The sequence below is a fragment of the Polaribacter batillariae genome (assembly GCF_017498485.1).
GTDB classification, from domain to species: domain Bacteria; phylum Bacteroidota; class Bacteroidia; order Flavobacteriales; family Flavobacteriaceae; genus Polaribacter; species Polaribacter batillariae.
Window position 1 is genome coordinate 295,600 of record NZ_CP071795.1, and the last position, 19,886, is coordinate 315,485.

At 30.7% G+C, this 19,886-nt stretch carries 21 protein-coding genes; 5 read left to right on the plus strand and 16 right to left on the minus strand.

Going from position 1 to position 19,886, the window contains the following annotated elements:
* Nucleotides 1–49: 49 nt before the first annotated feature.
* The 4 genes from JL193_RS01315 (at nt 50) to JL193_RS01330 (ending at nt 3,456) form a co-directional block, all read left to right on the plus strand.
* Nucleotides 50–1,393, plus strand: a complete 1,344-nt coding sequence (locus JL193_RS01315; protein ID WP_207972120.1) for a DNA recombination protein RmuC — start codon at nt 50–52, stop codon at nt 1,391–1,393.
* Between the two features lie 87 nt (nt 1,394–1,480).
* Nucleotides 1,481–1,735, plus strand: a complete 255-nt coding sequence (locus tag JL193_RS01320) for a hypothetical protein (RefSeq protein WP_207972121.1) — start codon at nt 1,481–1,483, stop codon at nt 1,733–1,735.
* Between the two features lie 114 nt (nt 1,736–1,849).
* On the plus strand, nt 1,850–2,035 hold the full coding sequence (locus tag JL193_RS01325) for a CsbD family protein (RefSeq protein WP_207972122.1): 186 nt from the start codon (nt 1,850–1,852) through the stop codon (nt 2,033–2,035).
* Nucleotides 2,036–2,259: 224 nt separating this feature from the next.
* Nucleotides 2,260–3,456: an IS256 family transposase gene (locus JL193_RS01330; RefSeq protein WP_207970621.1), complete on the plus strand. Its 1,197-nt coding sequence runs from the start codon at nt 2,260–2,262 to the stop codon at nt 3,454–3,456.
* 426 nt (nt 3,457–3,882) lie between these two features.
* Here the strand turns inward: JL193_RS01330 and hisIE are convergent, their stop codons facing one another.
* The 11 genes from hisIE to JL193_RS01385 all read right to left on the minus strand — a co-directional run bounded on the left by hisIE (nt 3,883) and on the right by JL193_RS01385 (nt 13,922).
* Nucleotides 3,883–4,485, minus strand: a complete 603-nt coding sequence (gene hisIE, locus JL193_RS01335) for a bifunctional phosphoribosyl-AMP cyclohydrolase/phosphoribosyl-ATP diphosphatase HisIE (protein ID WP_207972123.1) — start codon at nt 4,483–4,485, stop codon at nt 3,883–3,885.
* An 88-nt stretch (nt 4,486–4,573) separates the two neighbouring features.
* Nucleotides 4,574–5,329: an imidazole glycerol phosphate synthase subunit HisF gene (hisF, locus tag JL193_RS01340; RefSeq protein ID WP_207972124.1), complete on the minus strand. Its 756-nt coding sequence runs from the start codon at nt 5,327–5,329 to the stop codon at nt 4,574–4,576.
* A 96-nt stretch (nt 5,330–5,425) separates the two neighbouring features.
* The gene (locus tag JL193_RS01345) at nt 5,426–6,235 is read right to left on the minus strand and encodes a 1-(5-phosphoribosyl)-5-[(5-phosphoribosylamino)methylideneamino]imidazole-4-carboxamide isomerase (RefSeq protein WP_207972125.1); all 810 of its coding nucleotides are present in this window, start codon (nt 6,233–6,235) and stop codon (nt 5,426–5,428) included.
* 203 nt (nt 6,236–6,438) lie between these two features.
* Entirely contained in the window at nt 6,439–7,026 is a 588-nt protein-coding gene (locus JL193_RS01350; protein WP_207972126.1) for a hypothetical protein, read from the minus strand.
* Between the two features lie 167 nt (nt 7,027–7,193).
* The gene (locus JL193_RS17030; RefSeq protein WP_243456803.1) at nt 7,194–7,427 is read right to left on the minus strand and encodes a four helix bundle protein; all 234 of its coding nucleotides are present in this window, start codon (nt 7,425–7,427) and stop codon (nt 7,194–7,196) included.
* A 22-nt stretch (nt 7,428–7,449) separates the two neighbouring features.
* Nucleotides 7,450–8,037, minus strand: coding sequence for an imidazole glycerol phosphate synthase subunit HisH (gene hisH, locus JL193_RS01360; RefSeq protein WP_207972127.1), 588 nt, complete (start codon nt 8,035–8,037; stop codon nt 7,450–7,452).
* Nucleotides 8,038–8,116: 79 nt separating this feature from the next.
* Nucleotides 8,117–9,256, minus strand: a complete 1,140-nt coding sequence (gene hisB / locus JL193_RS01365) for a bifunctional histidinol-phosphatase/imidazoleglycerol-phosphate dehydratase HisB (protein WP_207972128.1) — start codon at nt 9,254–9,256, stop codon at nt 8,117–8,119.
* A 9-nt stretch (nt 9,257–9,265) separates the two neighbouring features.
* Nucleotides 9,266–10,321 carry a histidinol-phosphate transaminase gene (gene hisC / locus JL193_RS01370; RefSeq protein WP_207972129.1) on the minus strand — a complete coding sequence of 352 codons (1,056 nt, stop codon included), beginning with the start codon at nt 10,319–10,321 and terminating at the stop codon, nt 9,266–9,268.
* A gap of 37 nt (nt 10,322–10,358) precedes the next feature.
* On the minus strand, nt 10,359–11,639 hold the full coding sequence (gene hisD / locus JL193_RS01375) for a histidinol dehydrogenase (protein WP_207972130.1): 1,281 nt from the start codon (nt 11,637–11,639) through the stop codon (nt 10,359–10,361).
* A gap of 104 nt (nt 11,640–11,743) precedes the next feature.
* Complete coding sequence (gene hisG, locus JL193_RS01380) at nt 11,744–12,601, minus strand: ATP phosphoribosyltransferase (RefSeq protein ID WP_207972131.1); 858 nt, start codon at nt 12,599–12,601, stop codon at nt 11,744–11,746.
* Nucleotides 12,602–12,893: 292 nt separating this feature from the next.
* Entirely contained in the window at nt 12,894–13,922 is a 1,029-nt protein-coding gene (locus JL193_RS01385) for an endonuclease/exonuclease/phosphatase family protein (protein WP_207972132.1), read from the minus strand.
* 122 nt (nt 13,923–14,044) lie between these two features.
* Here JL193_RS01385 and JL193_RS01390 point away from each other — a divergent pair, with 122 nt between their 5' ends.
* Complete coding sequence (locus tag JL193_RS01390; RefSeq protein WP_207972133.1) at nt 14,045–14,569, plus strand: thioredoxin family protein; 525 nt, start codon at nt 14,045–14,047, stop codon at nt 14,567–14,569.
* A 2-nt stretch (nt 14,570–14,571) separates the two neighbouring features.
* Here JL193_RS01390 and JL193_RS01395 read toward each other — a convergent pair whose 3' ends face one another.
* The 5 genes from JL193_RS01395 to thiH form a co-directional block, all read right to left on the minus strand.
* The gene (locus tag JL193_RS01395) at nt 14,572–14,952 is read right to left on the minus strand and encodes a hypothetical protein (protein ID WP_207972134.1); all 381 of its coding nucleotides are present in this window, start codon (nt 14,950–14,952) and stop codon (nt 14,572–14,574) included.
* Between the two features lie 85 nt (nt 14,953–15,037).
* Nucleotides 15,038–16,810 carry a translational GTPase TypA gene (gene typA / locus JL193_RS01400; protein ID WP_207972135.1) on the minus strand — a complete coding sequence of 591 codons (1,773 nt, stop codon included), beginning with the start codon at nt 16,808–16,810 and terminating at the stop codon, nt 15,038–15,040.
* 130 nt (nt 16,811–16,940) lie between these two features.
* The gene (locus JL193_RS01405) at nt 16,941–17,564 is read right to left on the minus strand and encodes a porin family protein (protein ID WP_207972136.1); all 624 of its coding nucleotides are present in this window, start codon (nt 17,562–17,564) and stop codon (nt 16,941–16,943) included.
* Nucleotides 17,565–17,715: 151 nt separating this feature from the next.
* Complete coding sequence (gene moeB / locus JL193_RS01410; RefSeq protein WP_207972137.1) at nt 17,716–18,765, minus strand: HesA/MoeB/ThiF family protein; 1,050 nt, start codon at nt 18,763–18,765, stop codon at nt 17,716–17,718.
* Between the two features lie 5 nt (nt 18,766–18,770).
* On the minus strand, nt 18,771–19,886 hold the full coding sequence (gene thiH, locus JL193_RS01415; protein WP_207972138.1) for a 2-iminoacetate synthase ThiH: 1,116 nt from the start codon (nt 19,884–19,886) through the stop codon (nt 18,771–18,773).

The window sequence follows — 19,886 nt, forward strand, 5'->3', positions numbered from 1 at the left end:
TTTTATGTTGTGTTTTAAAGTGATAAATTTAAGGACTTAAATATACAAAATGAACGAAATAATTATTTACTTACTAATTGCCATTGTATTTGCTGTAATTGGCTTATTTATAGGGAAATTGCTAACGAAACTAAATTTCGAAAAAGACAAAACCTCTTTAGAAAAAGAAAAATCTGCCTTAGAAGAACGTGTTGCATTGTTGCAGCAGTCTAAAAATATGGTCGAAAACAATTATATCGAATTGCAAAAAGCGCTCAAAACAATTCAGCAAGAAAAAGAAAATTTAATTACTGCTAATACAAGACAAGAATCGGAATTAGATAATTTACGTGTAAAATTACAAGAAAATAAAGGTGAAGTTGAAAAACTGAATGAAAAATTTACAAAAGAGTTTGAAAACTTGGCCAATAAAATTTTAGATGAAAAATCGACCAAATTTACGCTTCAGAATAAAGAAAACTTAAAAACTATTTTAAACCCTTTACAAGAAAAAATTAAGGTTTTCGAAGACAAAGTAGATAAAACTCACAAAGAAAGTATCGACTATCATGCAGCTTTACGTCAACAAATTTTAGGATTAAAAGAATTAAATCAGCAAATGAGTAAAGAAACCCTAAACCTTACCAAAGCATTAAAAGGCGATAATAAAATGCAAGGAAATTGGGGAGAACTGGTATTAGAACGAGTTTTAGAAAAATCTGGTTTAGAGAAAGATAGAGAATATTATGTACAGCAAAGCTTTACCAATGAAGAGGGTAAAAGAGTATTGCCAGATGTTGTAATTCATTTGCCAGATAACAAAAAAATGGTGGTCGATTCGAAAGTTTCTTTGGTTGCTTATGAGCAATATATTAATGAAGAAGACGAGTTGTTAAAAGAAAATTTTTTAAAACAACATGTAGCATCTTTAAAAAGACATGTAGAGCAATTGAGTGATAAAAAATACGAAGATATTTATGGTATAGAATCTCCAGACTTTGTGCTTCTTTTTATTCCTATTGAACCTGCTTTTGCAGTTGCTTTAAATACAGACAGCAATTTATATAACAAAGCATTCGAAAGAAACATTGTAATTGTTACCCCTTCTACTCTATTAGCGACTTTACGCACTATAGATACTATGTGGAATAACGAGAAACAACAAAGAAATGCCTTGGAAATTGCAAAACAAGCAGGTGCTTTGTACGATAAATTTAATGGCCTTTTAGGCGATTTAATTGGTGTTGGTAAAAAAATAGATGCTTCTAAAACCGACTACAATGCAGCAATGAACAAGCTGTTCGAAGGAAGAGGAAATTTAATTTCTAGTGTCGAAAAACTAAAGAAAATGGGAGCCAAAGCCAAAAAAGCTTTGCCAGAAAATATCATAAAACGTGCAAATTCTAACGATTAAAGCGCTTTTGAGTTCTTTTTTATACGGATATCGTTAAAACGAAAAGTGTATTTGCTTTAATTTTACTAAAAATAAATACCTAAAATTATGTCAAATAAAGAAAGAGCAAGTGCAGAAAATGTAACCAAAGGAAACTCAGGAGACGTTCACGAACAGGGTTTACATCCTTTAAAAGGAACCGTAAAAAAAGGTTATAAAGATACAGATAGTAACAAAGATCGTTTAAAAGGCGAAGATAAAGACAAACTAAAAGATCAAGTACACAGTGCTACTGACGAATCTAACGATCGAGTGGCAGATAAAATTCAGAATTCAGATAATAAAAAATCGGATACAAAATAAATTTTCTTTTGAGCTACAATCTCAACGAATACCGTTCATGTAAAAAGAAAGTTTCCTTTAAATTTGTAGTATTATTAACCAGTACTAATATTTTTAGTACATAAAAAAAAGATTATGAATTCAGATACAAACGAAGGAAAGTGGAAACAAATCAAAGGAGAATTTAAAGAAGAATATGGTAGAATTACCAATAACGAATCGACTGAAGCAGAAGGATCTTTTGAAAAATTAGTTGGAAAAATTCAAGAAAAGTACGGAGAAAGTCGTGATAAAATTGAAAAGGAAATAAAAAGTTGGTAAACAACTGCTAAAAATTAATTTGAAAAAAAGGCTGTTACAAAAGTAAAATTTAACAGTCATTTTGAATGAAGTCGAAAAATATAAAATGGTACTAAACCAAAAAGTGTGTAAGTAAAGTTATTCTGAAATTTTTCTAGAGCAATCATTAAATTGCTCCATGAGGAAAAATTTCGGAAATAACTTTACGATTAAATAATCACTAAATTTATAAACACACTTTTATTATGAAACCAGAAGATTTATTAAACGAAGAATTTTTAAAACAATTTAAAACAGGTTCAGAACTAACCAGTTTTATAGAACAACTGCACAAACGTGGTGTAGAAAAGATTTTAGAAGGCGAATTAGATGCGCATTTAGATTACGATAAGCATCAAAAAAGCAACAATCCTAATTCACGAAATGGCTATGGAACCAAAACAATAAAGACGCATTTAGGAGAAACTAAAATAAAAGTTCCAAGAGATCGCGATGCTACTTTCAATCCAATGCTTATTAAAAAGCGAGAAAGTACTGCAGATGGAGTTGAAAACCTGATTATTTCTTTATATGCCAAAGGAATGAGTACTACAGATATCGAAGAACAAATACGAGAATTGTATGATTATAACATCTCTAGTTCAGCCATTTCTAGAATCACAGATAAAATTACAGCTGACATTATTGCTTGGAAAAATAGACCTTTAGAAGCTACTTATCTGATTGTATGGATGGATGGCATCGTTTTTAAGGTTCGTGAAAACTCCAAAGTCATCAATAAAACAATTTACATTGCTGTTGGTCTTAGAGTAGATGGTAAAAAAGAAGTTTTAGGACTTTGGTTAGGAAAAAACGAATCTTCCTCTTTTTGGATGAGCGTTTTAACCGACATAAAAGCCAGAGGAACACAAGACATTTTAATTACAGCAACTGATAATTTAAACGGATTTACAGACACCATTAAAACTATTTTTCCCAATTCAGTAACACAAATATGTGTGGTTCATCAAATCAGAAACTCTTGTAAATATGTAGTCTGGAAAGATAAAAAAGCCTTTACAAGAGATATGAAGCAAATCTATACAGCTCCTACAAAAGAAGCAGCAAAAGCAGCCTTAGAAGACTTTAAAAATAAATGGAACTCTAAATATTCTTATGCCATTAAATCATGGGAAAACAATTGGGATGAACTCACTGTTTTCTTCGATTTCCCATTAGAAATCAGAACCATTATTTATACCACAAATTTGATAGAAAACTTAAATGGGAAAATTAGAAAATACACTAAAAACAAACTCTCATATCCAACAGATGATGCTGTAATTAAATCCGTATTTTTAGCTTTGAGAGAATCAACAAAAAAATGGACATTGCCTATTAGAAATTGGGGTATCATTCTTAACCAATTTTTGGCTATATTTGAAAACAGGATTAAACTATGAAAAATTTAATCCTGTAATTTTTAACTTACACACTTTGCGGGAAAGTGTCTATAAAATACTGAAATTCAGCAAATAAGATTTCTCATTACAATCGAAATGACAAATTTTAATACTTTTGTGACAGCTTCTTTTTATTTTTAAGAAGAAACAAAATAATATTCCTCAAAAAAAGTAGCATCATTTGCCATATCGTTTCGAGCACTTCTTAAATTTAAATATATATTTTAATGGAAAGCAGCAAACAAACTTTAGAGAACAGTCTTAAAAACTAAAACTTCAAACAAACTCTAACTATACTCTCGATTTAATATTTAAATTAACAGGTTGATAACGAGAGCAGTTCAAATCAATTTACATCAAACTCACGTGACTATAAAAAATCGTTATTTTTTGTAAGAAAGTGTTTACTTATACAGAATGATAAGGCTATTTTTGTTGTCTTTTTATCAATTCTGCCTCAATATCTTTTAAGGTAAAACCTTTTGCTTGAAGCAACATTAAATAATGAAATAACAAATCTGCAGACTCATATAAGAACAACTCGTCGTTATTATCCATAGCTTCAATAACTGTTTCTACAGCTTCTTCGCCTACTTTTTGTGCAACTTTATTAATTCCTTTTGCAAATAAACTGGCCACGTACGATTTCTTCGTGTCTTTGTTCGTAATTCTTTCTGTAATTACCTTTTCTAAGGTTGAAAAAAATCCATAGTGAGAATTATTTTTTTCGCTCCAACAAGTATCTGAGCCTTTGTGGCAAGTAGGACCATTAGGATTTACTTGAATTAACAATGTATCGTTATCGCAATCTAATTTTATGTCCACTAAATTCAAAACATTTCCACTTTCTTCGCCTTTAGTCCATAAACGATTTTTAGTTCTACTAAAAAAAGTAACTAATTTCGTTTCTTGGGTTTTTTTAAAAGCTTCCTCATTCATATACCCTAACATTAGTACATTTTTTGTGGTTGCATCTTGAATGATTGCTGGCACTAAACCATCGTTATTTTTATTAAAATCTATGTTCATTTCTTTTATGTTTGTCATTCCGACTGTAATGGAGCAATCTTATATTATAGATTTCTCGACTTCATTTCGAGCGAAATGATATTCTTATTTATATTCTTACAGGAATATTATTATCTTTTAATTCTTGCTTTAAATCTAAAATCGGAATTTCTCCGAAGTGAAAAACACTTGCTGCCAAAGCTGCATCTGCTTTTCCTTCTACAAATGTATCAATAAAATGTTGCACATTACCTGCGCCACCAGAAGCAACAATTGGTATGTTTAATTCGGTTGATAATTTAGCCAAAGCTTCATTTGCAAAACCTGCTTTTGTTCCGTCGTTATTCATAGAAGTAAACAAAATTTCTCCTGCGCCACGTTTTTCTACCTCTTTTGCCCAGTCAAATAAATTAATTTCTGTGGGTATGGTGCCTCCAGCCAAATGTACAAACCATTCTCCATTAATTTGCTTTGCATCTATAGCAACTACCACACATTGGCTACCAAATTTATCTGCCAGTTCGTTTATCAAATTAGGTCTTTTAATTGCAGATGAATTGATAGAAACCTTATCTGCACCACATTGTAGCAATAAATCTACATCTTCTACCGAAGAAATACCACCTCCCACTGTAAACGGAATATTTACTTGTTCTGCAACTTTTAAAACCATTTCTCTCATGGTTTTTCTGCCTTCTAAAGTAGCAGAAATATCTAAAAAAACCAGTTCATCTGCGCCTAATTGAGCATATTGCTTTGCCAAAACTACAGGGTCTCCAGCATCAATTAGGTTTACGAAATTAACACCTTTTACGGTTCTTCCGTTTTTAATATCTAAACAAGGTATTATTCTTTTTGTTAGCATACTTTTAATTTCTTTACGAATGTCGCCTTGGGCATAGTCGAAAAGTCTTATTAAAATTTCTCGACTTTAGATTTCTCGACTGCGCTCGAAATGACATTAGTAATTTATTATAAATTTTTCTAATTGTTTTAAACTAATTTTATTCTCGTAAATCGCCTTTCCAATAATTACACCTTCGCAACCATTTTCTGCTAATTTTGGCAATTCGTCGAATGTTGAAATTCCTCCAGAAGCGATTAGTTTTAATGGATTTGTTTCCTTAAGCGCAGTCGAAAGATTTTTAGATTTCTCGACTTCAGATTTCTCGAATTTGCTCGAAATAACAGTCTCTTTTAAAATTTGTTTATAAACATTAAAACTTGGCCCTTGTAACATACCGTCTTTAGAAATATCGGTACAAATTACATATTCTATTCCTTTTTGCTGATAATTTGCAATAAAAGGAATTAATTCTAAAGCGCTTTCTTCTTGCCAACCATTGGTTGCTATTTTTCCTCCTGAGTTGTCTGGATAAAAATCGGCACCTAAAATAATTTTTTTAGAACCGTATTTTGTAATCCAACTTTCAAAAACTGTTGGATTTTTTACGGCAATGCTTCCACCAGTAATTTGATTTGCTCCAGAATTAAAAGCGATTTCTACATCTTTATCAGACTTTAAACCACCACCAAAATCAATTTTTAAGTTTGTTTTTAATGCAATTTGTTCTAAAACTTTATAATTGATAATTTCACTTGCTTTTGCTCCATCTAAATCTACTACATGTAAATATTCGATGCCTGCAGCTTCAAATTCTTTGGCAACTTCTAACGGATTCTCGTTGTATATTTTTTTGGTATCGTAATCGCCCTTTGTTAAACGAACACATTTGCCTTCGATAATGTCTATTGCTGGGATAATTCGCATGATTTTATATATTAGAAGTTGAATATTAAAAGTAAAAAAGTAATAAACATCTAAATTTTTAATATTTTATATCGGTCTCGTATAACCAACCATCAGTTAAGGATTTATATACATTAATTTTCGGTTTGGCACTGACCTTCCGAATGGATTCGGACGTAGTCGAATCCGCCGTAATTACGGTTATGCATTGTTGTGGCTAGTTTTTATTTTATTAAATGTTTTTCTCTTAAATGTTCCCGTACAAACTCAAACTCTTTTTCATTTAATATATCAATGCTTTTCAAATATCTCAAGTTTGCTAATTGGTCTTCAAAATCCAAATCTGGGTCAAAAACGGTTAAGTCCTTTTTCAATCTTGATTTTACTTTTTCTCTCACTTTATCTATAAACTCTCTTACCTCTTTTTCTTTTGGGCTATTAATGAAAAAAGTCAGTGTTTTATTTCCTCCTTGTAAAATGAACAATGCGGCAAAATATTTTTGGATACTCCACCAAAAAACAGTAAGCCACATAAAGCAGAAGAACAGGAACAAGAAAGCAAGTTTTATATCAGTTCCGTCCGTAAATGCTTTAAAAGTCATATAAGATGTGACAATTAAAAGTCCACCAAACAAAACAGCGTTACCAATTCCTTCTCTTGATTTGACTTTTACCAAATCAATTCCTAATTCGTTATATCTTGCTTCCCATTCTTTTTCGTCAAAAACAGATTTTTCCATAACTAAAATTCGGTCATCTGTTAGTTCAAATTTTTTTGAGGATAGGAAATATTTTTGTTTTAAAATATCCATATTCACTTAGGTTAAATTAGCCACAACTAACTTTTAATATTATTTTTTCTTTTGATTTCTTTTTACAGTATTTATATAAGCTACAATAATAGCTAATAATTCAATACTTTCCTTTTTTAATTTGATTATTTCTTCTTTGTATTGAGGTAAAACTTCTTCGAAAGTTTCTAACCAATACACACACTTTCATCAGCTTCTTCTTCAACAATTTTTAATTTATTAATAAAATCTGTTGTTGATTTTGCTCTTTGTGATGCTCTATAGTTTGCGCCAACTGAACTTGAACTTCTAATCAATTGATTTACAAAAGCATTGTATTCTCTTGATTTTGGAACCTTAAAACAAAACTTACAACAATCTAAAGCAAAGTTTTTAGTTCTAAAGATTATTTTATTTTTCATAGATAACTTCTAATATTTAATATTAAACTTTTAACTTTAAAAAATTCTCAAGAATTTTTGAACCTATAATTCCACTTTTCTCTGGATGAAATTGAACTCCGTAAAAATTGTCTTTTTGTAAGGCAGATGCGTATTCAATTTCATAATCTGTTGTTGCAATGCTTTCTTTGCAATTTTCTGCATAAAAACTATGTACCAAATACATAAATTCTTTTTCTTTAATTCCTTTGAATAAATCTGATTTTAAATCATAAATTACATTCCACCCCATTTGTGGTACTTTTACCTGATTAGAAAAACGTTTTACAGTTACATTAAAAATTTCCAAACCTTTTGTGTTGCCTTCTTCAGAAAAATTGCACATTAATTGCATTCCTAAACAAATGCCTAAAACGGGTTGTTTTAAGGTCGGAATTATCTGGTCTAAACCACTTTCTTGCAACATTTTCATGGCAGAACTTGCTTCACCAACTCCTGGAAAAATTACTTTATCTGCCGCTTTAATTTCATCTATATTGTTTGATAAAACAGCATTAACCCCTAATCTTTTAAATGCAAATTGAATGCTTTTGATGTTTCCTGCACCATAATTAATAATTACTAATTTCATTTTAAATAGTAGATTTTAAATATTAGAAGTATAATTCTTAATGCTAAAAAACTTTTAATATTTATATTTTACTTTTAACTTATAAAAGCCCTTTTGTAGATGGTAAAAACATCTTATTGGCATCTCTTTTTACAGCCATTTTTATTGCTTTTGCAAATGCTTTAAAAATGGCTTCTATTTTATGATGTTCGTTTGTTCCTTCGGCTTTAATATTTAAGTTGCATTTTGCCCCATCTGTAAATGATTTAAACAAGTGAAAAAACATTTCTGTTGGCATATCTCCAATTTTTTCTCTTTTAAATTCTGCCTCCCATTCTAACCAATTTCTACCTCCGAAATCAACGGCCACTTGTGCCAAACAATCGTCCATTGGCAAGCAAAAACCATATCTTTCGATGCCTAATTTATTGCCTAATGCTTTGTTGAATAATTCTCCAAAAGCAATCATGGTATCTTCTATGGTATGATGTTCATCTACCTCTAAATCGCCATCGACTTTTATGGTTAAATCCATAGCTCCATGTCTGCCAATTTGGTCTAACATATGATCGAAAAAATGCAAACCTGTAGAAATATTATTTTTACCAGAACCGTCTAAATTTAATTGGATGTAAATTTTCGTTTCGTTGGTGTTTCTAGTAATTTCTGCAACTCTGTCTTCTAATTTCAAGAACTCGTAAATTTTCTCCCAATCTGTTGTAGTTAATACAATACAGTCTAAAATTTCTTGTTTAGAAGTTTCTATTTCATCGGCTCCTAAATCAGAATTTTCGGATAAATAAATGCCTTTTGCTCCTAAGTTTTTCGCCAATTCCATGTCTGTAATTCTGTCTCCTAAAACAAACGAGTTTTCTAAATCGTACTCATTAGAAAAGTACTTTGTAAGCAAGCCTGTTCTGGGTTTTCGTGTTTTTGCATTTTCGTGTGGAAAGGTTTTATCAATAAAAATTTCAGAAAAAACAACGCCTTCTTTTTCGAAAGCCGAAATTATTTTATTTTGAGCAGGCCAAAAAGTATCTTCTGGAAAAGCGTCTGTACCTAAACCATCTTGGTTGGTAACCATGACCAATTCGTAGTCTAATTCTTGGGCAATTTTTGCCATGTATTGAAATACTTTCGGATAATATTCTAATTTTTCTAAACTATCTAATTGATAATCTATTGGTGGTTCTAACACCAAAGTGCCATCTCTGTCGATAAATAATACTTTTTTGCTCATTTTTATATTTTACTGAATTGCCTTTAAAGCACGAATCAATTTTAAATTTTCTTCTAAAATGCCAACACTAATTCTTAAACAATTTTTGCACAAGGGTTGTGTCGTTCTGTTTCTAACTACAACTCCATATTCTAATAATTGATTGTATCTTTTATTGGCATCATCTACCTTAATTAATAAAAAATTACCTTCTGAAGGATATACTTTTTCGATATAATTTACACAGCATTCTAATTCTGCTTTTAATCGTTTTCTTTCGCTAATTAATTGCGATACTTCGTTTTTAATTTCCTCGTAATTTGTTAAACGTTCTAGCGCTTTTTGTTGAGAAAGCTCATTTACATTATATGGAGGTTTTATGGTATTTAGAATTTTAATAATCTCTTCAGAAGCATAGCAAGCTCCTAATCGAATGCCTGCCAAACCATAAGCTTTGGATAATGTTTGAGTTACAATTAAATTCGGGAACTTTTTAATCTTTTTTAACCAACCATCTTGTTCAGAAAAATCGATATAAGCTTCATCTATCACAACCAAACCGTTAAAATTTTTAAGTAGTTTGGTTACTTTATCTTCAGAAAAACTATTTCCTGTAGGATTATTGGGTGAACACAAAAATAAAATTTTTGTATGATGATCTATTGCTTCTAAAATTTTTTCAACTTTAGGCTGAAAGTCTTCATCTAATAAAATTTCTCTATTTTCTATGTTATTTATATTTGCTAAAACCGAATACATCCCGTAAGTTGGGGGCAATGTAACAACATTATCTTCTTTGGGCTCACAAAATGCTCTAAAAATTAAGTCTAAAACTTCGTCACTTCCATTTCCTAAAAAAATATTTTTTTCGTTGATTTTTTTACATTTAGAAATAATTTTTTTTACACTTACTTGTTGTGGATCTGGGTATCTATTTACTCCATTTTCAAAAGGATTTTCATTCGCATCCAAGAAAATCATTGGGTCAGTAGAGATGTCTTTGTACTCGTCTCTTGCAGAGGAATAAGGCGTAATATTCTTAATATTAGGTCTTACTAAATTGTTTATATTAAAGGTCGATTTCATATTTAAAAGACTGTTTTTTTCGTTTATGTTACAATATTTATATATTTTTTAAACGAATTGAAACCGCATTTTTATGTGCCTGTAAGCCTTCTGCTGCAGCCATTAACTCAATGGATTGCCCTATATTTCTTATTCCTTCTTTAGTAATTTTTTGAAAAGTGATACTTTTTGTAAAACTATCTAGATTTACACCAGAATATGCTTTTGAAAAACCGTTGGTTGGTAATGTGTGATTCGTACCAGACGCATAATCTCCTGCACTTTCTGGTGTATAATTTCCAATAAACACAGAGCCTGCATTTTCGATATGATTTACATAAAAATCGTTATTATTTGTACAAACAATAAAATGTTCTGGGCCATATTTGTTAATTAAATTTAATGCAATTGTGTTATTTTCGACAAAAATAGATTTCGAGTTTTCGATTGCTTTTGTCGCAATTTCTTTTCTTGGCAACTCTACAAGTTGTTTTTGAATTTCACTTGAAACTGCCTCGATTAATTTCTTTGAAGTAGATACTAAAATAACCTGACTATCTGCCCCATGTTCTGCCTGACTTAATAAATCGGAAGCCACATAGCTTGCATTTGCAGAATCGTCTGCAACAACCAACAATTCACTGGGTCCTGCAGGCATGTCTATGGCAACTCCATATTTTGTAGATAGCTGTTTGGCAACTGTTACAAATTGATTTCCTGGTCCGAATATTTTGTAAACTTGTGGAATGGTTTCTGTTCCGAAAGTTAATGCTGCAACCGCTTGAATTCCGCCAACTTTTATAATTTTTGTTACACCACATAAATTTGCTGTAAATAAAATCGCTGGATGAATTTTACCTTCTTTATTGGGCGGCGAACACAGTATAATTTCTTTACAGCCTGCTATTTGCGCCGGAATTGCCAGCATTAAAACGGTTGAAAATAATGGCGCAGTTCCTCCTGGAATATACAAACCTACTTTTTGAATGGGTCTTTTTTCTTGCCAACAAGAAACTCCTATTGTTGTTTCTACAGAAACTTTTTGGGTTTTTTGCGCCTTATGAAAAGTTGTGATGTTTTTGTGAGCTACATTTATTGCTTCTTTTAATTCTTCTGAAACTTCTAAAATTGCTTCTTTAATTTCTTTTTCTGAAACGAAATTGTCTTCTAATAAAACACCATCAAACTTTTGTGTGTATTTCGAAACTGCTTTGTCACCCTCTTTTTTTATTTCGAGAAAGACTTTATTTACAATTCCTTCGATATCATCGATCGTTTTTGTGGGTCTTTCTAAGATTTTGTTCCAATCTTTTTTTAATGGATTGTTTATAAACTTCATTTTTTATCTTTTTCCTGCAAGGTTTAAAACCTTGTAGGTATTTATTGTTTGTTCCTGCAAGGTCTTAAAAACCTCGTAGGATGTTTTAAAAACTTTTCAGGATATTAAAGCACCATTTTTTCAATCGGACAAACTAAAATGCCTTCTGCCCCATTTGCTTTTAAATCTTCGATAATATCCCAAAATTTATTTTTACTAATTACGGTGTGTACAGAGCTCCACCCTTTTTCTGCTAAAGGTAAAACGGTTGGGCTTCGCATTCCTGGTAGTAGTTTTAAGATGCCTTCTAGTTTTTCATTTGGCGCATTTAATAACACATATTTAGATTCTCTTCCTTTTAAAACAGATTGAATTCTAAACTGAATTTTATTTAAAATTGCTTTTCTTTCTTCAGATATTTGTGGTGAAACTGCTAAAACAGCTTCCGATTTTAATAAAACCTCAATTTCTTTTAATCCGTTTTTAAACAAAGTACTTCCGCTAGAAACAATATCGCAAATTCCGTCTGCCAACCCAATATTGGGGGCAATTTCTACAGAACCATTAATAATGTGCAATTGTGCATCTAAATTGTATTCTTTTAAATACTTTTTTACGGTTTCTGGGTACGAAGTGGCGATTCTTTTTCCGTCTAAATCTTTTAAAGAGTTTGCTTTCGATTCTTTTGGAACTGCTATTGAAACTTTGCACTTAGAGAAACCTAATCGTTCTACAAATTTTAAATCGTTTCCTTTTTCGATTAAAACATTCTCGCCAATAATGGCAGCATCTACTACGCCATCTCTTAAATATTGAGGAATATCGCCATTTCTCAAGTAAAAAACTTCTACTGGAAAATTTCTTGCGGCGGCTTTTAGTTGGTCTTTACCATTGTCTATAGAAATTCCGATATCTTTTAAGATATTCATAGAATCTTCGTTTAATCTTCCTGATTTTTGTACTGCAATTCTTAAGTTACTCATTTTATTTTGTTTAATGCCTGAACAAACAAATACGGTGTTAAAATTGAAAAAACCCGTTTGATTTGCTCAAACGGGTTTATAAATATCTTGATTTTATTCAATACATCTTTAAATCGCTTGATTGCAATTGTAAAAATGATGGCGATGAGATTGAATAAAGTTCATTTCTTTAATTTCTTCTGCAAATATCTTAATTTTATTTTTTAAAATACAAGAGATGTTTGTGAAATTTAAGTTAAGACACAAATATTTATCAAAATTGAAAAATATGTTTAATTTTTATCTAAAATTCTTAATTTTTAAAGACCAAAGTCGCGAATACTGCTTTATGATCTGATGGCCAAGGCAAATCGCTGGCCAAAAAAACATCGTTTTCTACGTTTTCTGAGGATTTTTTATTTCTTACAAAATAATTCTTAGAGCCTACCATTGCAGTTTTTTCAACAGAAATAGCATCTCCTAAATAGTAAATAAAGTCTATTCTATCTCTTTCGTCTGCTTTGGGTGCCCAACTTGTACTAACGTCTTTGCTCATTTCAGAAGGCCAAGTAAAACCAGGGTTTTTAACTGCATTTGGGTATTTCTCTCTGTAAGAATCTACAAAACCTTTATTTTTTAAATACAAACTGTTTTGCCAATTTACAATCAATCCATTATGGTCGTATAAATTTTTGGTGTTCTTTTGCCAGTCTAAATGAGAAGGTTCGTTAAAATCGCCTAATAAAATTAGAGGTTTTTCTTCGTCTTTTAAATTTGCTACAAAATCTTTTAACTGTTCGTCTCTTAGAGATGTTAGGTTAAATCTTAAAATACTATCTACAGATTTTACTGGTGTTAGCGCTCCTTTTTCATTGGTAATTTCACCCCAATTGGGTGTACCTCCATAATACCCTCTTGGCAAATAACAAGCATATTGGGTATAATCTAAATGTGCAACTGCGACATACATCTCTTTTGTATTTACTTCTATTTTAAATTTACTAATACTATTTTTTCCTGTTAAAACAGCATCTTTAATTGGGTATTTACTTAAGATTGAAGTGTCTCCTCCAACATAACCTCTATAATATTTTTTACCATTTTCTTCTAACACTTTTTGCATTTTAGAGGTCCAATCTCCAGAATAGTTTTTAACTTCTGTAAAACCAACAACATCTGGTTTTACGTTTAAAATTACATTTTTTATCTGTGTAAATCCGTTTTCGACTTTTGTGCCTTCTTGATAAATGTTAAAAGTCATAAAACTAACTTTTGTTTCTTTATTTGATTGACAATTATATAGTAATAAAGCGAGTAAAATAATGCTTATTTTTGTTTTCATAGGTTGTAAATATTAGATTACATAACGTTAAAGTGATTTCTAGTACAAATGTTCTAAATTAATACATACTTTACAAAAACTTACATTTAATTTTATTATTTTTAAAGTCTAAAAAAAAATCCATGATTTTCAAAAGAATAATTCTAAGTACTTTTTTTTGCACGTTTTTTACTTTAAGTGTTTTCTCTCAAAAACCTACTAACGAGCTTTTAAATGAAGCAAAAATTACTGCCCAAAAAGAGGGCAAAGCTATTTTTATAAAATTTGAAGCTTCTTGGTGTGGCTGGTGTCATAAAATGACGAAAGATATGAAAGCCAACAAAACCAAAGATTTTTTTAATAATAATTATGTAATTGTGCCTGTTGTTGTAAAAGAGTCTGCAAAAAATAAAAATTTAGAGAATCCTGGTTCCACAGAATTATTAAAAAAATATGGTGGAGATAAAGCTGGTTTGCCTTTTTGGGTAATTTTAGATGCTAATTTAAAACTGATTACAAATTCTTATAATGATAAAAACCAAAACTTAGGAGGTCCTGCAAGTGCAGAAGAAGTTGCTGCTTTTATTGGAAAAATAAAAAAAACTGCGAAACATATTTCTGAAAAAGATATTGAAAATATTAAAAATCAATTTACTTTAAAAAAATAGGTTTACAAGTTTTGGGGTGGAATTTCTGGTAATTTATTTTTAAAACTTGGTGTGTTTTTCCTGTATGAAATGGCTTTCTTTTTAGAAACCATTACCAATAAATCTTCATTTAAGGTAAACAAAGTAGCAGCTCTAAATTTATTTAGTAATAAACTTTCTACTTCAGATAGTACTTCTTCAAAAGAAAATTGCTTGAATTTTTCTTCGGTTGCATGACGATATTTTAATTCGAAAACTTGTTTTCCTTCAATTATATGCAAACGCATATACACATTTAACAAGCCTTCGTTTTTTCTAAGTGGTTTGCTTAATGTTAGTTTTACAAACGTAAGATTCGTAAGGCTTTCTTGTAATGTTTCGAAAAGATGTTTAAAATTACTCATCTTACAAAGATAAAAAAGCTCAAATTTTAAAACTTGAGCTTTTGTAATTATTACGATTCTAAGATTTTGAAATAAAGATTATTTCTTATCCTTTAAAATTAATTTTACGCATACGTAAACTGGCTGGTGTTACTTCTAAATACTCGTCATCTCTAATGTACTCCATACATTCTTCTAAAGAAAAGTCGATTTTTGGGGCGATTTTTACACCATCATCAGAACCAGAAGCCCTAACATTGGTTAATTTTTTACCTTTTATTAAGTTTACACCCATGTCTGTATCTTTACTATTTTCTCCAACAACTTGCCCCTTATAGATTTCTTGATTTGGATCTATAAAGAAACGTCCTCGGTCTTGCAATCTATCAATAGCATACGCTGTTGCTTTACCCGTTTCTGAAGATACAATAGCACCTTTAACCTCTTCCGAAAAATCACCTTTGTAAGGACCATATTCAGAAAAACGATGGTTTATAATTGCTGTACCTGCAGTTGCTGTTAAAATTCTATTTCTTAAGCCAATTAGTCCACGAGATGGAATGGTAAATTCTAAATGTTGTAAGTCTCCTTTTGGTTCCATAACCATTAAATCTCCTTTTCTTAAAGAAACTAAGTTTACTGCTTTAGAAGCAACATCTTCTGGTACATCTATAGATAAAGTTTCGTAAGGTTCGCACTTTACGCCATCTATTTCTTTTATAATTACTTGTGGTCTTCCTACTTGTAACTCATAGCCTTCTCTACGCATGGTTTCAATTAATACAGATAAGTGTAAAACTCCACGTCCGAAAACGTTAAATTTATCTTCAGAATCTGTAGTTTCTACCTTTAATGCTAAGTTTTTTTCTAATTCTTTAAACAACCTGTCTCTTAAGTGGCGTGATGTTACGTATTTACCTTCTTTACCAAAGAATGGAGAATTGTTAATTGTAAACAACATACTCATTGTAGGTTGGTCTATTTCTGTTCTTGGCAATGGTTCTGGATTTTCTAAATCGGCAATAGTATCTCCAATTTCGAAACCATCGACACCAGTAATTGCACAAATATCTCCACAAGGCACTTTGTTTACTTGCATTTTACCCATTCCTTCGAATACGTGTAATTCTTTAATTCTTACTTTTTTAGTAGAACCGTCTGCTTTACAAAGCATATAATCTTTGCCAACTTCTAAATCTCCTCTAAATACACGTCCGATTGCAATTCTACCTGTAAAAGGAGAAAAATCTAAAGACGTAATTTGCATTTGTGGGGTACCTTCGTTGTATTTTGTTTCTGGAATAGATTCTAAAACAGCGTCTAATAGTGGAATAATGTTGTCGGTTTCGTTTTTCCAATCTGTTGACATCCAATTATTTTTTGCAGAACCATATATGGTTGTAAAATCTAACTGCTCTTCAGTTGCTTCTAGCGCAAACATTAAATCGAATACTTTTTCGTGTACTAAATCTGGTGTACAGTTTTCTTTATCTACTTTATTTACAACAACAATTGGTGTTAACCCTAATTCTAAGGCTTTGCCCAATACAAAACGAGTTTGTGGCATTGGTCCTTCAAAAGCATCTACTAACAATAAAACACCATCTGCCATTTTTAATACACGCTCTACTTCTCCTCCAAAATCGGCGTGACCTGGTGTATCAATTACATTAATTTTTGTGTTTTTATAGGTTACAGATACGTTTTTAGAAAGAATTGTAATTCCTCTTTCGCGTTCTAAATCGTTATTATCTAACAATAAATCTGTACGTTCTTTACGATCGTCTAAAACTTTTGCTTGATCTATAATTTTATCTACCAAAGTTGTTTTACCATGATCTACGTGGGCAATAATTGCGATGTTTCTTATTGATTGCATTTGTACTTTCTTAAATTTCGTGCAAAAGTAGTGTTTTAATATTAATTGTTTGTTTATTATTTTTAGCATTTGCTTAAAAACGAAAAAACCTGCATTCAAGCAGGTTTTTTCGTTTTTAATGTGATTTAATTTATAGAGAAAATAACACTCCAAAATTAATAGCTTGTCTAGAATTTTTTACAGAGACACTAGAATCATTTCTTTTAAAAACATCGTTAAAAGCTCCTTGACCATCGAATTCTACAAATAATTTTGTGTTTTCGCTTACTTCGAACTTATATCCTATCCCTAAAGCTAGCCCAATGTCTGTACCTTCAAATGCATCAGATACATCTCTATTGATAGCTTCTGCTTCTGCATCTAATAAAAAACCTAAATACAAACCAAAGTTTAAATACCAATTTCTCTTAGAGCCAAAGTGCCAATTTGCCATTACTGGCAACGTTAAATAAGTTAATTTAAAATCTGTAGTAGTTTGAAAGCCATTTTCATCGTCAAAAAAACCATCTGCCCAACCTTTTTGATCGTAAATTAGTTTCGATTTGATACCCCATCTATCAGAGAAATAATACTCACCACTTACAGCAAAGTTAAAACCGGTAACAGAATTTGTAGTTTGATTTGAGTTGTTGCTTGCTATTAAATTTGCAAAATTAACACCAATATTACCACCTACTTCAATTGCACCTTTTTCTTGTGCTTGAATATTAACAACTGCTAAAAAAAGGGTAACAACAAAAATAATTTTTTTCATAATTTTTAATTTATATTTTAATTTAAGTCGGCAAAAATATAAAATACATTTAATTTAAGAAGTCTTCTTCTTAAAATATTTGCTTTATTATCTCAAAAATTTCGGAAAAAGCAGCAACTTTATTTTGTGATGAATTTTATAGAGATTCAACTTAAAAACAACCTCCTTTTAGATTTATTAACTCTAAATTAGGATATTTCTCTTTTAACAAATTAATGGCTTTTTTGCTACGAAAACCAGACTTGCAATACACCACTAAATCTTTATTTTGATGAATTTCGTTTATCCTCTTTGGTAAATCTGCTAAAGGAATGTGTTGCCCACCAATATGAAATTTTTCTCTTTCGGAAAATACTCTCACATCTAATAAGTTGTATTTTTTGCTGTTTTTCTTTACCTCTTCCAAAGAAATTTCTTTTATTGGAACAATTCCACAGAAAAAATCGTAATTTTTTTCTAAAGCAACAATTTTTATTGTTGTATCTTTTTTAAAGTTTAGCACTATTTGTTGCATATTTAAAGCATTAAATAACAACAACTTATTGGTTAACAAATCTCCTATTCCACAAATTAATTTAATGGCTTCATTTGCTTGCAAACTTCCAATAATTCCTGGCAACACACCTAACACGCCAATTTCTGAACAATTTGGGGAATCTGCTGGATTTGGCGGTGTTGGATAAAGACATCTATAAGTTGCACTTCCTTTGAAATTAAACACGCTAACTTGGCCTTCGAACTTAAAAATAGCTCCATAGATTAAAGGTGTATTGGTTAGTAGAGATGCATCGTTTGTTAGGTAACGAGTGGCAAAATTATCACTTCCATCAATAACAACATCATATTTATTAAAGAGTGAAATTGCATTTTTATTCGATAATTTTTCTTTATAAATGGTAAAGTTTATATTCGGATTTAATTTTGATAATCTTTTTGCAGCTCTTTCTGCTTTTGAAAACCCAACATCGTCTATTGTATATAAAATTTGACGTTGTAAATTGCTTTTATCTACCAGATCATTATCAATAATACCAATTGTACCAACACCAGCAGCCGTTAAATACTGTAAAACAGGACAACCCAAACCACCTGCGCCAACCACTAAAACTTTGGCTTGTTTTAATTTTAATTGTCCTTCTTCTCCTATTTCTTCTAAAATAAGATGTCGATTGTATTGCTTTTTTTCTTCCGAAGTTAACATTCTTTTTACACTTTTTCGAATTGTTCCCAATCTTTCCAAACTACTTCTAAATTATTGTTTTTTAACATTTCTACGACTTCTTCTGTGCTTCTTTCGTCAGAAATTTCGAATTGTTCTAAAGATTGTGGTGCTACTGAATACCCTCCAGGATTTGTTTTAGATTCGGCACTAATGGAAGTAATGCCTAAGTGAACGATATGGTTTCTAAATCGCTCACTTTCTCTTGTAGAAATAGATAATTCTAAATTTTCGTCTAACAAACGAAATGCGCAAATTAATTGTACCAAATCGGCATCTGTCATTGTTACTTTAGGTTCTAAACCTCCAGAGTGTGGTCTTAATCGAGGAAAAGAAATAGAATATTTAGTTTTCCAATATTTTTTTTGTAAATATTGTAAGTGTAAAGCTGTAAAAAAACTATCTGCTCGCCAATCTTCTAGCCCAAACAAAGCGCCCAAACCTATTTTGTGTATTTCTGCTTTTCCTAATCTGTCTGGTGTATCTAAACGATAATCGAAATTAGATTTTTTTCCTTTTGGATGGTGTTTTTTATACGCTTCTCGATGGTATGTTTCTTGATATACCAATACGGCATACAAACCGCTCTCGATTAACAATTCGTACTCTTTTTGGTCTAAAGGCTGAACTTCTATTGTAATATTCGAAAATTTTGAACGAATTAGCTCAATTGCATTGTTTATATAATCAATACCAACCGTTTTATTGGCTTCGCCAGTAACCAACAAAATATGATCGTATCCTTTTTTCTTTAAAAAAGTGACTTCTTTTAAAATTTCGGCATCTGTTAAAGTTCGTCTTGGTATTTTATTTGTGATGCTAAAACCACAATATGTACAAATATTTTGGCATTCGTTGCTCAAATACATGGGTGCGTACATTTGAATGGTGTTCCCAAATTTATTTTTAGTAATTCTTTGGCTTTTTTGTGCCATTTCTTCTAAAAATGGTTTTCCTGCAGGAGAAATTAAAGCTTTAAAATCTTCTAAATTCAGTTTTTCTTTTTCTAGTGCATTTTTAACATCTGCTGTTGTTTTATCGAAAATACTTTTTAACGTAGTATCCCAATTATAAGTATCGAAAATTGCTTTAAAATTGCTCAT

What these genes read in the sequence shown, in the direction of transcription:
- hisIE (WP_207972123.1), bottom strand. Translation starts at nt 4,485, where the DNA reads ATGAACATAGATTTTAATAAAAATAACGATGGTTTAGTGCCAGCAATC.
- JL193_RS01330 (WP_207970621.1), top strand. Translation starts at nt 2,260, where the DNA reads ATGAAACCAGAAGATTTATTAAACGAAGAATTTTTAAAACAATTTAAA.
- JL193_RS01345 (WP_207972125.1), bottom strand. Translation starts at nt 6,235, where the DNA reads ATGCGAATTATCCCAGCAATAGACATTATCGAAGGCAAATGTGTTCGT.
- JL193_RS01325 (WP_207972122.1), top strand. Translation starts at nt 1,850, where the DNA reads ATGAATTCAGATACAAACGAAGGAAAGTGGAAACAAATCAAAGGAGAA.
- JL193_RS01405 (WP_207972136.1), bottom strand. Translation starts at nt 17,564, where the DNA reads ATGAAAAAAATTATTTTTGTTGTTACCCTTTTTTTAGCAGTTGTTAAT.
- hisB (WP_207972128.1), bottom strand. Translation starts at nt 9,256, where the DNA reads ATGAGCAAAAAAGTATTATTTATCGACAGAGATGGCACTTTGGTGTTA.
- hisG (WP_207972131.1), bottom strand. Translation starts at nt 12,601, where the DNA reads ATGAGTAACTTAAGAATTGCAGTACAAAAATCAGGAAGATTAAACGAA.
- hisH (WP_207972127.1), bottom strand. Translation starts at nt 8,037, where the DNA reads ATGAAATTAGTAATTATTAATTATGGTGCAGGAAACATCAAAAGCATT.
- hisC (WP_207972129.1), bottom strand. Translation starts at nt 10,321, where the DNA reads ATGAAATCGACCTTTAATATAAACAATTTAGTAAGACCTAATATTAAG.
- JL193_RS17030 (WP_243456803.1), bottom strand. Translation starts at nt 7,427, where the DNA reads ATGAAAAATAAAATAATCTTTAGAACTAAAAACTTTGCTTTAGATTGT.
- JL193_RS01395 (WP_207972134.1), bottom strand. Translation starts at nt 14,952, where the DNA reads ATGAGTAATTTTAAACATCTTTTCGAAACATTACAAGAAAGCCTTACG.
- thiH (WP_207972138.1), bottom strand. Translation starts at nt 19,886, where the DNA reads ATGAGCAATTTTAAAGCAATTTTCGATACTTATAATTGGGATACTACG.
- typA (WP_207972135.1), bottom strand. Translation starts at nt 16,810, where the DNA reads ATGCAATCAATAAGAAACATCGCAATTATTGCCCACGTAGATCATGGT.
- JL193_RS01390 (WP_207972133.1), top strand. Translation starts at nt 14,045, where the DNA reads ATGATTTTCAAAAGAATAATTCTAAGTACTTTTTTTTGCACGTTTTTT.
- JL193_RS01385 (WP_207972132.1), bottom strand. Translation starts at nt 13,922, where the DNA reads ATGAAAACAAAAATAAGCATTATTTTACTCGCTTTATTACTATATAAT.
- hisF (WP_207972124.1), bottom strand. Translation starts at nt 5,329, where the DNA reads ATGCTAACAAAAAGAATAATACCTTGTTTAGATATTAAAAACGGAAGA.
- hisD (WP_207972130.1), bottom strand. Translation starts at nt 11,639, where the DNA reads ATGAAGTTTATAAACAATCCATTAAAAAAAGATTGGAACAAAATCTTA.
- moeB (WP_207972137.1), bottom strand. Translation starts at nt 18,765, where the DNA reads ATGTTAACTTCGGAAGAAAAAAAGCAATACAATCGACATCTTATTTTA.
- JL193_RS01315 (WP_207972120.1), top strand. Translation starts at nt 50, where the DNA reads ATGAACGAAATAATTATTTACTTACTAATTGCCATTGTATTTGCTGTA.
- JL193_RS01350 (WP_207972126.1), bottom strand. Translation starts at nt 7,026, where the DNA reads ATGGATATTTTAAAACAAAAATATTTCCTATCCTCAAAAAAATTTGAA.
- JL193_RS01320 (WP_207972121.1), top strand. Translation starts at nt 1,481, where the DNA reads ATGTCAAATAAAGAAAGAGCAAGTGCAGAAAATGTAACCAAAGGAAAC.